This is a genomic window from Alteromonas sp. KUL106, from assembly GCF_009811415.1.
GTDB lineage: Bacteria > Pseudomonadota > Gammaproteobacteria > Enterobacterales > Alteromonadaceae > Alteromonas.
Genome location: NZ_BLIG01000109.1, coordinates 1 through 323 on the forward strand (window position 1 = coordinate 1; position 323 = coordinate 323).

Sequence of the window (323 nt, forward strand, 5' to 3'; positions counted from 1 at the left end):
ACGCAAAATGACGAGTCATTTCACTTTAGAGTAAAAAACCCTAATCAATCTTTACTGAAACAGTAAATATTCATTAGGATTTATCGTCTATTTCGACACTTTCTACCTTCGTTACCTCCTTACACTTACATAAGGAAATGGTAGGCTTGGGCAGACTTGAACTGCCGACCTCACCCTTATCAGGGGTGCGCTCTAACCAGCTGAGCTACAAGCCTATTTTGCGAGGCGGTCGGCGTTGTGACCTCACCGCTCTTATTCGAGGGCAGGGCTGCAACCATCCGAGGTACAAGCCTTCAGTAAACTTCGCTTATTCAAGCTCAGTG

At 45.5% G+C, this 323-nt stretch carries 1 tRNA gene; it reads right to left on the minus strand.

Features of this window, described 5'->3' with window-relative positions:
- Positions 1 to 138: 138 nt before the first annotated feature.
- A tRNA-Ile gene (locus GVO63_RS19430) sits at positions 139 to 215 on the minus strand.
- Positions 216 to 323 lie beyond the last annotated feature (108 nt).